The sequence below is a fragment of the Acidiluteibacter ferrifornacis genome, from assembly GCF_009909615.1.
Lineage (GTDB): Bacteria > Bacteroidota > Bacteroidia > Flavobacteriales_E > Vicingaceae > Acidiluteibacter > Acidiluteibacter ferrifornacis.
The window spans coordinates 193,502-204,814 of sequence record NZ_WWNE01000008.1 but is presented as its reverse complement, the minus strand read 5'-3'; the positions used below and the strand labels follow the sequence as shown (position 1 = coordinate 204,814).

Sequence of the window (11,313 nt, the reverse complement as noted above, 5' to 3'; positions counted from 1 at the left end):
AATATGAAAAAACTGTGGGCAAAATTACGATAATTAAAGCGCCTTTGAAACTAAAAATGAATGAAAATCTATCTTTTTATTAGAAGGTTAAACTCACACCTAAACTAGGTAAGATAGGTAATTGATCCTTCCTATCAGCTGTTATCCTATTGATATAAAATATATTTTTTCTATCGTATACATTAGTCACACTTGCAGTCGCCTCTAAAATCGAGTTTTTAGAAACTACAAATTTCTTCTTTAAGCTAATATCCAATCTATGATAGTATGGCAGTCGACCGCCGCTCAATTCTGAGTATTCGATCCCTAATTGTCCATTCTGGTTTACATAATCTGTATTTATACCGTTAAGGAAAGTATTTTGCTCATAAAATGCTGACGTTTGGGTAAACGGAAAGCCAGAACCTAAATTCCATCTAGCATCAAATGACCAATCTCGATCTTCTCCAAATGCATATGATCCAACCAAATTAACATTATGTCTTCTATCAAATATCGGAGCATACTCTTGAATTCCATCCCACCTTGTTACTTTTCCCAATGAGTATACCGCCCATAAACTTAACTGCTTTCGCTCGTACTTAAAAACAACATCTACACCATAGGCATCACCTGTTTCTACAATATAATCAGTTCTATAAACTTCATCTACGTACTTTTCATTACCAACTTGATTATAAGGACTTACATCTTCAAATAATTTATTTCTATTCAAGTTGGTCAATTGTGTAAAGCGTTTCAAATACCCCTCTACATTTACATTCAAATTAGGAGTAATATCATACTCAAATCCTAAAATAAAATGTTGTGCCTTTTGCAAACTGCTATTAATGCTTTTTACATCCCCATCTTCAGTTACTAAATTATCCTGTAAGTCCTGCGGTCCGGAAAGAAAGCCATAAAATAGATTTACAATATCTCTATCAGAACTAGCCGACATTAAATTTTGAGCATATAACCCTCCTGCAAACTTTATTCGTAATTTATCGGTTGCATTATATTTCAATCCCAAACGAGGTTCAGGAGACATCTCACTTAATGAAGCAAAGTAGTGCAATCTTAACCCAGGCTCAATCACAAACTTTCCTTTGTTTATAGTATAAGTAAAATAACCAGCAATTTCAGTAGTATTTTCTTCTTGTTTAATTTCAATAGATTGTTGATTAATAAATGAAAAGTCTGTGTTAAATCCGTTTATCTCAAATCCATATTTTGCTTCATTCGCCCCTTTAAAAGAGGTAAAATTTAACCCCATATTAAATCCACTGATTGCACTATTTCTATCCGTAAGTCCGCCAGCGAAATCATTCTCATCTATACCAGTTTCATATTTTGAATAGGCGAATATCCCCTCCATTAATACTTGAGATCGAGCTGGAATCAAAACAAAATTAGAACCAAACCCAACTGAATTCCAATCTATTTTAGCAAGAGAAGGATAATCCACTTCATCTTTAAAATTAAATCCAAAGAAGTTGATTTTTGACCCATTGTCTCCATTAAGCGATATTTTACCATACAAATCCGTAAAGTTATAGGGCAATCCGTCCTCATCTAAATTATTATATAATGCTTCTGATGAACGATCTATATATGAACTTTTCGCAGAGAGAATAAAAGTACTACTCCCTCCTCCTGTTTCCTTTGCCTTTTTAATAGGTCCCTCAATTAAAGCTTTTGCACCGAAGGTTGTAGCAGAAATTTTTCCTGCTAAACGCTTTTGATTTCCATCTCTAGTAGTAATGTCCATTATTGATGAAATTCTGCCCCCATATTCTGCTCCATAACCACCGGTATAAACATCAGCATTCCTCATGATATCAGTATCGAACACAGAAAATAATCCAATTGAATGAAAAGGGTTATAAATAACCATCCCATCCAATAATACTTTATTTTGAACAGGTGAGCCACCTCGGATGTATAACTGTCCCCCTTGATCTCCAGTAAAAACTACTCCAGGTAATACTTGTAGATACTGAGCTAAGTCAGGCTCTCCTCCAATCGAAGGCATTTTCTTTATTTCCTTTGGAGTTAGTTTAGTAACAGACATTTTTACAGTTGTCTGCGACTCCACTTTATCAGCAGAAATTGTAACATCCCCAAGATTTACACTAGATTCTCCGATGTAAAACTTTCTACTTTCGATGGAATTCTCTTTCAATGTAACAACTGCTGTGGCTGAATCATAACCAAGAGACGTAGCAATTACTGTGTACGTCCCTGCAGGCAACTTGGTAATACTAAAATATCCATTCTCGTCTGTTGGAGCGCCATAAACAGTACCCTTTAATACTACATTTGTAAATATAACTGGTTCTCCCGTGGCTTTATCATAAACAAAGCCCCTAATGTTGGCATTTTGAGCGAAAACTGAAGAGGAAAGCAATAAAATTCCGAGGAAAGAAAGTATAGTAAAGTTACGCATTGATTATATTCTATTTTTTTGAGAAGTCAAATATAAGAGAATTGAGAGGTTAATCTTGAAGCTAGACACAAACAATCAAAAAATGTTGCCTAATGAAGAATTTTAAACACCATTTCTTTTAAAATCTCTCCTTGTTTCATATTGGCAGCCCCTACTCCTTTTGACCTTAAATCTGCTTCATGAAGATGGTAAACTGCAGCAACAGCCTTTCTAATATCATAATTCTTTGCCGCGACAGCATAATCCTTAATAAAATATGGATTGATTTTTAATTCTGCGGCTGCATTTTTCGAAGTTTTATCTGTCAAATAGAGGTATTTTATTAACCTTGAAAAATACAAATACACCGCATTTACAACCATTACAACTGGATAAGCCTTTTCATTTGCTGCAAAATGATTGATAATTAAATTGCATTTTGCGACATCCTTTTTCCCCAGGGCATTATTCAGTTCGAAGACGTTAAAGTCTTTGCTAATTCCGATACACTTTTCTACATCATCTTCATTAATGGTTGCACCCTTTTGCAAAGAGATTGTCAATTTGTCCAATTCATTAACTAACCGCGACAAATTTGTACCAATAGACTCTGCCACCAGAAATTTTGCCTTTTCTGAAATAAAAAAACCATGAGTCTTTAAATAATTCTGAACCCATTCCCCTACCTGATTATCATATATAGGTTTAGATTCAAAAACTACTCCAATTTGCGAAGCTATTTTAAACGCCTTTTTACGTCCATCAATCTTCTTGTGTTTGAAGCACAACACCAAAATTGTTGAGTCTAAAGGTTGAGCCAAATAGCTCTCTAAATGATCAAAGGATTTTACATTTTGAGCCTCCTTCACAATCACCAAATTGTGATTGGCCATCATTGGATAGCGTTTTGATTCTGCTACAATAGTTGCATCATCTGTCTCTAATCCATAAAGAATAGTTAGGTTAAACTCTTTTTCATTATCATCCAGCACACTCGCTTCTAACAAATCAGAAATTTGATCGATATAATATTCCTCCTCCCCATGCAATACATAAATAGGATGGTAAACCTTTCGTTTAATATCTGCGATAATCTGATTGTATGTCATAAAAGAAACTGATTACATTTGCTGTTAGCATGATAAAAAAATTAAATCTTCCAGAATATAATTTTCGCCTAAAAACAGAGGACAAAAAAACAAAAATTTTCGATAGCATTCGAAGAAAGTATATTGTATTAACGCCTGAAGAATGGGTACGTCAGAACTTGATTCAATATTTGATTCAAGAAAAGAATTATCCCGCAGGTCTAATTGGTGTTGAAAAAAGTCTCGTTCAAAATGGTCTTAAAAGAAGGTCCGATATCATCCTTTTTGATCGAAATCAAAAAGCGCAATTATTAGTAGAATGCAAAGCACCTGATATTCCTATTACTCAAGCTACATTTGATCAGATAAGCCGATACAACATCCATTATAAAGTTCCATTTTTATTAGTAAGCAATGGTCTACAACACTATGTTTGTCAAATCAATTTTAAAACTCAAGCTTCTATTTTTTTAAGTGAAGTGCCCGATTACCATCAACTCTTACAAATTGATTAACTTTACGTTCAATCATTTCTTATGAAGGTAGTCATTACTCTTTTTTTAGCTCTTTTCTCACTTACAATTACAACTGCTCAAGAGAGCAGAACATTGATTAATATTCAATTAGATGAGTTTTTAAAAACTCAATCTGAAAACTCACTTGTTCACTTATTAATTAAAGCAAATCATCCAGAAATTGAGGAAGATTTAATGAGTTTAGGAGGTAGAGTTAAAGTCAAATCTGGCTTAAATTATTCAATAGTAATTCCTGCCAATGAGATAAGAACGTTTGCACGCTCAGAAAATTTATTACAGATTGACTTTTCATTAGCTACTGGACATTTAATGAGTGACACCATGTTAATTAACAATAACTTGGTTGGCATCCACAATGCATCACCACCATTGAGTCAAAAATATGATGGTGAGGGTGTTATTTTAGGCATTATTGACAGTGGTATTGACTTTAACCATCCAGACTTTAAAGATAGTCTCGGCAATACCAGAATTTTAGCCATTTGGGATCAGAATTTAGCCACCAATTCAAACACCCCCGTTCGATATGGATATGGGCAAGCCTTTGACAGTGCTAATATCAATTCCAACAATTGTCCTCATGATGACCCTGCTAACCATTTCGGTCACGGAAGTATGGTAGCCGGGGCAGCCGCTTCTAATGGGTTAGCAACAGGAAATTACAAAGGCGTAGCACCAAAAGCCAATCTGGTTGTCGTAGCAAGCAATTTCGGCTCTTCTAATTTTTTAGCATCAATAGCTGATGCTACAGATTACATCTACAGAATTGCAGACAGTCTTGGTCAGCCTTGTGTCATAAACGCCAGTCTAGGTACTTATGTTGGTTCTCATGACGGCAAAGATGTTGCAGCTCAAATTATTGATGGATTAATTAAAGCCAAAAGAGGCCAAGCCTTTGTAGCTGCTAATGGAAACGCTGGTGACCAAAAATTCCATCTTGGATATCAGGTAACTTCAGACACCAACTTTACCTGGTTTAAACCCGCACCAAACCCATTTAATCCGTATGTACATTTTAGAATTTATGCTGACTCCATAGATTTTGTAAATGTGAGATATAGTATTGGAGCGGATCAAACAGTACCTGCCACCAAATTTCGTGGTAGGATTCCATTTCGATCCATAAATGGAAATTTAAACACCTATTTGTATGACACCATTTTTAGCCCTTCTAACAATAGTGTTATTACAGAAATTAGAACTTATGCAGAAAAAGTAGATGGTGTGTATATGTTAGAAGTGTTTATGAATCGTCCCGATTCATTGAATTACAACTATCGATTTGAAACTACTGGCTCAGGAAAGTTCGACTGCTGGTCATCTAATTCATTAATGCCATCTTCGGATATGATATCCTCAAACCTACCTTCATCCACCTCGTTCCCTTCAATAGTTAACTACAAGCGACCAGACACTTTACAAACAATGGTGAGTAGTTTCACATGCTTACCTAGTGTGATTAGTGTTGGCAATTATCAAAACCGAAAAAAATATAGAGCGGTCAATAATACAATCCAAACCATGCAAGGTACTCCAGGTCGGATTTCTGTAAAATCAAGCTTAGGACCAAATCGTCTAGGGGTAACCAAACCAGACATTTCAGCCTCAGGAGACTACACACTTGCCTCAGGAAGAATCGCGACGATGCAAACAACCATTTCATCTGATCCTTCAAAAATATCAGCCGATTCTATGCACATGCGTAATGGCGGCACATCAATGGCTAGTCCTGTTGTAGCTGGTATTGCTGCATTATACTTACAAAAGTGCCCCACGGCGTCTTATGCTGAAATCAATCAAGCAATAATTAATCACGCTAAAAGTGATGTTTTCACCGGAGTAGTGCCAAATTACAGTTATGGCTTCGGAAAAGTTGATGGTTTCAATATTTTGATTAACTCCATCCAAAAGCCTCAAATTTCGCCAATAACGACACAAAATTTATGTATTGGAGATACTACTCTCCTATTTCTAAACTCGTCAAATTATAGCAAATTTAGATGGAGCAACGCCGACACCACCAGTTTTACAACTATTTTTCAATCTGGAAAATACGCGGTACAAGTAACCAACATTCAAGGTTGCAACTCCCACTCTGACAGCATTCAATTGATATTTAATCCTACTCCACCCAAACCACAGTTACTTCAAAATAAAGACACCTTGTATTCCACAACTTCAGGTCACTACAATTGGTACAAAGATGGATTTAAAATTAATGGAGCAATAGATTCTTTTTTAGTTGTTTACCAAAATGGAAATTATTGGAATAAATTAATTGATTTACAAACCTCTTGTGGAAGCTTTTCTGACTCCGTTTATTATTCAATTACTTCCTTAGCTAGTGTTAATGTCCCGACAATTAACAATGCTGTCATTTATCCTAACCCTGCAACTCATTATATTTCAATCAAAAATCTAACAACTAGCCAATTTTCAATTCAATTATATAACCTTCAAGGACAATTTCTGCCAATAGAATCCATCAAATCAGACAACAAAATTGAATTGATTACGTCTCATCTAAAGAGAGGTGTTTATATTCTCAAAATAGAGTCCAATCAACTCTCGCAAAACTTTAAAATCATACTTCAATAAATGCGGTTTTCTCTACTTCTTTTCGTCATTTTACGAATTCACTTAGAAATATATGGACAAAATTTTAAATCCAATTTTTATCCAGAAGAGATTTCTAATACTACAATAATTATCAAGGCCAACTTGACAACTGACAAAAATGGCTCTACGAGTAACACCCAATTAAATGCATTTCTGAGAGAAACTAATGGAGAGTTGAAGGCTGTTTTTCCACAACACAGAGTAGAAAAGTCTGCAAAAGGTGCATTTGACTTGTCGAACATCTACCAAATCACCTACCCCTATCCAACTGACGCAATTACACTTAGTAAGCAAATCAGTAATATGCCTAATGTTATATATGCAGAACCAATGATTTTGCCTCGACTTTGTTTTACACCTTCAGATAGTTTAATAAGTAGACAATATCAACTTGAGATAATTAAAGCATTTCAAGCATGGGACATAGAAAAGGGAGACAGCAACATTGTTATCGGTATCACTGATACCGGAGCTGATTTAGACCATCCAGACTTGGTTAATAAGATCGCTTACAATTATGATGACCCTATAAATGGGATTGATGATGACGCAGATGGTTATATCGATAATTATTTCGGCTGGGACACAGGTGACAATGACAATGATCCGTCATCAGGATTTACTAGCCATGGTGATAATGTTGCCGGACTTGCTGCGGCCGAAACCAACAACGGTATAGGTATCGCAGGTACAGGCTTCAATTGCAAATTCCTTCCAATAAAAATCGAAAATAATACTGGCCAATTAACTGGTGCCTATCAGGCTATAGTCTATGCCGCAGATCAAGGCGTAGACATAATTAATTGTTCTTGGGGAAGCTATTCAGCAAGTAATTTTGGAAACGATATCATTAATTACGCGACCAACAAAGGAAGCCTAGTAATTTGTGGTGCCGGAAATGACGGTCGAAATGCTAAATTTTATCCTGCAGCCTATGAAAATGCAATGGCAATAGGAATGACAGATAGTTTCGATGTTATCAGGAGCAATTCCAATTATGGATACCATATTGATTTATTAGCCGTAGGGCAAGGTATGATTACTACAGCTATGAATGCCAATTATAGTTACAACGGTGGTACCAGTATGGCTAGTCCACTAGTTTCAGGAGCAGCTGCTCTAGTTAAATCGCATTATCCTCAATTTACTCCCCTTCAAATTGCAGAACACTTAAGAAATACAGCCGATGACATTTCAGTTCGACAAACTAGCGAATATATAGAGAAGATTGGCGGAGGTCGATTAAATATGTTTGCCGCGGTTAAAAACCCACTTCAACCAGGAGTAAGAACATCTATAATATCAATTTTAGATGGAAACGATAGCGCATTTGTTGCAGGCGATACCTTAAGATTAACTTTTAAATTCATTAATTATTTAGCTCCAGGTTCAAATTTTACTGCTGAACTATCTTCACCTAGTAATTCCATTCGAATTTTAAAAAAGTCCTATTCTATTGGCGCTCTTAATACACTGGAAGAGAAAAATAATCTAAATGACCCTTTTCTAGTGGTGATCAACAACCGAGGAAAGAGTAAAGAATTAATTGAGTTTAAAATCTCAGTTAAAGCAAACAACTACGTAAGAAACAGCTGGTTCGAAACCACCATTAATGTCGACTACATCAACTTTAATCATAATGACATTACAACTACACTAACTAGCAATGGTCGAATTGGTTATAGTAATTTGAGTCGTGGGGAAGGAAAAGGCTTCGTTTATAAAAATTCACCTGCTTTGTATGAAGGCAGTTTAATGGTTGGAAATTTCAATAGTATATCTGATGGTTTCCGAGGGGAGAACAATCAAACTTCTGAAGACTTTACGAATGAGGAGACAGTAAAAAAAATCATTCCTCAAAAGGCTAATCATGAATTTCAAGGAATTTTTAGTGCTGAAAATAATCCAGATTTTGAAATCCAACATAAGAGTTATTTCTATACTAATATCAGCAATCAAAATTTTGTTATTCATGCCTACAAAATTGTCGCATTAGCTGAGCTCAACAATTACTATGCAGGTGTTCTAATTGACTGGGATATTATGGATTACAGCAAAAATAAATGCGAATATGATGCTACTAATAATCTTGCCTACAGCTACTCTACAGAAAACAACTCCCCTTATTTGGGAATACAACTACTTTCTCAAAACCAAGCTACACCTTTCGCTATAGATAATGTAGCTGGAGGAGGTTCCGGTGGAGTTGATGTCAGCTCAGGCTTTAGCAAGTCTGAAAAATATACTGTCCTTTCTAACTATAATCCTATCGCGGGCAATGTCGGGATTGAGGGAAATGACATCCTTTCCTCTTTGAGTTATGGCCCTTTTTCACTAACGAAAGATAGCAGTTTAGTCGTGGCATTTGCCATTTCAGCTGCCGATAGCTTAACAGAGTTACGATCGCTTAGTGAAGAAATAAAAACCATCTATATAAGGGATCGACTAGATCAGTTTACTGTAAACAGAACTCCGCCTAAGACCTATTCATTTCAATCCAAAGTTTTTCCTAATCCTAGCAAAGGCTTAGTAACTATAGAAATCACATTGGAGAATGATGGAGAAATCGAAGTTATAATGCACAACAGCTTGGGGCAAGAAGTTTTAACCATACAACAAAGTGGATACTACGATTACAATGCAATAACCTTTGATTCAAACAATTTCGGACAAGGAGTTTATTTTTTAACCATAAAGGCTGATGGTAAAGAGAAACTTCATAAAATTGTGCTCCGATAATTATACGTATTAATGCCAAAACATCTCTACATTTCTGCTCAAAAAGACGGCCGCCGTTTTGCTATAAGCGACATTCATGGCTGCAATAAAACTTTTGAAGCATTATTAACCAAAATCGATTTACAACCAAAAGATCAACTTTTTCTATTAGGGGATTTTGTTAATCGTGGAAATGATAGTATTGGTGTCATTAAAACCATTCTAAATCTTCAAGAAGCAGGCTATCAAGTATATTGTTTGAGAGGCAATCATGAACAAATGATACTTGATGTGTTAAGAAGGTGGCCGCTACAGCTAAAAGCTTTCTTAAAAAAATATGGGTCGGCTGATTTACTTAACAAAGAAGGAAGACTTAGGTCAAAGGTTTTTGACTTTTTGCAAGAGTGTTTATATTACATTGAATTGGACGACTATTATCTCGTGCACGCAGGTTTCGACTTTAAAGCTGAAAAGCCACTAAAGTCCTTTTCAAAAATGTTATCGATTCGGAAGTATACTCCGGACTATGAAAAAATCAATTTCAAAAAAATTGTACATGGCCATTACAGACATTCTCTATCATATATCGAACGTCAAGTTTTAGAAAATAAAATGGTCTTACCAATAGACAATGGTTGCAGCTCAAAAAAGATAAAGGATCAAGGGAATTTAATCTGTTTGAACTTAGATACACTTGAGATAACTACTCAAAGAAATATTGAATCCTCAACAAAGGCATTGTTTAAATAACCAAAACTTCTCCAGCAAAAAAAAGCCTCGACAAAATCGAGGCTTTCAAATTTCTTTTAAAGAAAAGTCTTACAAAGCAGAAACGTGCTTAGTTAACTTCGACTTTAAGTTAGCAGCTTTATTCTTATGAATAATGTTATTCTTAGCTAACTTATCAATCATAGTAACAACCTTAGGCAATAAATCTTGTGCTTCCTTCTTCTCAGTAGTAGATCTCAACTTGCTAATAGCGTTTCTAGTTGTCTTACCTTGGTAACGATTTCTTTCGTTACGAACTTTAGCTTGTCTGATTCTTTTTAATGCCGACTTGTGATTAGCCATAGTTTTTATTTCTTTAAAAATTTGCAGTCCGTAGGGGAATCGAACCCCTGTTACCAGGATGAAAACCTGGCGTCCTAACCCCTAGACGAACGGACCGTATTGTGTTCCCTTTGATTTGGGTTGACAAAAGTAATACCTTTTTTATTTTCAGCAAGCATTTTTGAAAAAAAAAATTAAAAATTATTCATCTTCTTCTTGAGAAAATTTATACCCCATTCTTTTTGAGGTTTTTACTTTCAAAATACTTGATTCATGAATCATCGATCCAATAGAAATTTCTTTGACTTCGTTGTATGGGGGAGTGTATAAATCAAACTCCATCGCATACAATATTGCAGTTTCAATGATTGACCTTAATGATGTGGCAGAAATTTTACTATTGCTAAAGTCATTAAATAAGAACCCTAGCTGTCGTTTTCCTTCAACAAAAAAGTGATTGTCTTTATTTACAAAAATTCGGGCAATTAAATATCCACTATCGTTAAATCGATCGTACTTGAATGAGTCTGCTAAGAAATTATAAAAGTTAATCATGCCGCAAAAAGAACGTTGTTCATCTTCCTTGATATAACTTGTGCTATACATCGAATGTGATCGCTCGAATTCAAAAACGTTAGTGTGCATATAAATAACTAACACATCTCCGGCAAACTTTATACGAGCTTCGTAATCCCCTTTGTCGATAAATAAAATTTCAATATTACTATCTAACCTATCCTCAGTCAGGTCATTTAATTCCTCAACAATTTTTTTTGCGACCTTTTTAAGTTGTTTAAATTGCTCTTTCGTATTACGATAAACAGCCTGCTTCAAATTGCCCTTATTTTCAAGCTCTTTGGCAATCAAACCCACCTTCGAATCTAATGCTTCCATA

Annotated in this window: 8 protein-coding genes and 1 tRNA gene; 4 read left to right on the top strand and 5 right to left on the bottom strand. The window is 35.2% G+C overall.

What is annotated here, in order from left to right:
* Positions 1–79: 79 nt before the first annotated feature.
* Both GQN54_RS11265 and holA read right to left on the bottom strand, forming a co-directional pair.
* On the bottom strand, positions 80–2,428 hold the full coding sequence (locus tag GQN54_RS11265; protein ID WP_160633643.1) for a TonB-dependent receptor: 2,349 nt from the start codon (positions 2,426–2,428) through the stop codon (positions 80–82).
* An 89-nt stretch (positions 2,429–2,517) separates the two neighbouring features.
* A complete protein-coding gene (gene holA / locus GQN54_RS11260) occupies positions 2,518–3,516 on the bottom strand; it encodes a DNA polymerase III subunit delta (protein WP_160633642.1) in 999 nt (332 codons plus the stop codon).
* Between the two features lie 29 nt (positions 3,517–3,545).
* Here holA and GQN54_RS11255 point away from each other — a divergent pair, with 29 nt between their 5' ends.
* Genes GQN54_RS11255 through GQN54_RS11240 form a run of 4 tightly spaced genes read left to right on the top strand, consistent with a single transcriptional unit; the run spans position 3,546 to position 10,118 of the window.
* Entirely contained in the window at positions 3,546–4,010 is a 465-nt protein-coding gene (locus GQN54_RS11255) for a type I restriction enzyme HsdR N-terminal domain-containing protein (RefSeq protein WP_207554888.1), read from the top strand.
* Positions 4,011–4,031: 21 nt separating this feature from the next.
* A complete protein-coding gene (locus GQN54_RS11250) occupies positions 4,032–6,629 on the top strand; it encodes a S8 family peptidase (RefSeq protein WP_160633641.1) in 2,598 nt (865 codons plus the stop codon).
* Complete coding sequence (locus tag GQN54_RS11245) at positions 6,630–9,389, top strand: S8 family serine peptidase (protein WP_160633640.1); 2,760 nt, start codon at positions 6,630–6,632, stop codon at positions 9,387–9,389.
* Positions 9,390–9,401: 12 nt separating this feature from the next.
* Positions 9,402–10,118, top strand: a complete 717-nt coding sequence (locus GQN54_RS11240; protein ID WP_160633639.1) for a metallophosphoesterase family protein — start codon at positions 9,402–9,404, stop codon at positions 10,116–10,118.
* Positions 10,119–10,187: 69 nt separating this feature from the next.
* Here GQN54_RS11240 and rpsT read toward each other — a convergent pair whose 3' ends face one another.
* The 3 genes from rpsT to GQN54_RS11225 all read right to left on the bottom strand — a co-directional run bounded on the left by rpsT (position 10,188) and on the right by GQN54_RS11225 (position 11,312).
* Positions 10,188–10,439 carry a 30S ribosomal protein S20 gene (gene rpsT, locus GQN54_RS11235; RefSeq protein ID WP_160633638.1) on the bottom strand — a complete coding sequence of 84 codons (252 nt, stop codon included), beginning with the start codon at positions 10,437–10,439 and terminating at the stop codon, positions 10,188–10,190.
* Between the two features lie 24 nt (positions 10,440–10,463).
* A tRNA-Glu gene (locus tag GQN54_RS11230) sits at positions 10,464–10,535 on the bottom strand.
* Between the two features lie 84 nt (positions 10,536–10,619).
* Positions 10,620–11,312, bottom strand: a complete 693-nt coding sequence (locus GQN54_RS11225; protein ID WP_160633637.1) for a hypothetical protein — start codon at positions 11,310–11,312, stop codon at positions 10,620–10,622.
* Between the last annotated feature and the right edge of the window lies 1 nt (position 11,313).

Bases quoted from the DNA above. Each gene is read 5' to 3' on its own strand.
- GQN54_RS11265 (WP_160633643.1), bottom strand. From the start codon at position 2,428: ATGCGTAACTTTACTATACTTTCTTTCCTCGGAATTTTATTGCTTTCC.
- holA (WP_160633642.1), bottom strand. From the start codon at position 3,516: ATGACATACAATCAGATTATCGCAGATATTAAACGAAAGGTTTACCAT.
- GQN54_RS11255 (WP_207554888.1), top strand. From the start codon at position 3,546: ATGATAAAAAAATTAAATCTTCCAGAATATAATTTTCGCCTAAAAACA.
- GQN54_RS11250 (WP_160633641.1), top strand. From the start codon at position 4,032: ATGAAGGTAGTCATTACTCTTTTTTTAGCTCTTTTCTCACTTACAATT.
- GQN54_RS11245 (WP_160633640.1), top strand. From the start codon at position 6,630: ATGCGGTTTTCTCTACTTCTTTTCGTCATTTTACGAATTCACTTAGAA.
- GQN54_RS11240 (WP_160633639.1), top strand. From the start codon at position 9,402: ATGCCAAAACATCTCTACATTTCTGCTCAAAAAGACGGCCGCCGTTTT.
- rpsT (WP_160633638.1), bottom strand. From the start codon at position 10,439: ATGGCTAATCACAAGTCGGCATTAAAAAGAATCAGACAAGCTAAAGTT.
- GQN54_RS11225 (WP_160633637.1), bottom strand. From the start codon at position 11,312: ATGGAAGCATTAGATTCGAAGGTGGGTTTGATTGCCAAAGAGCTTGAA.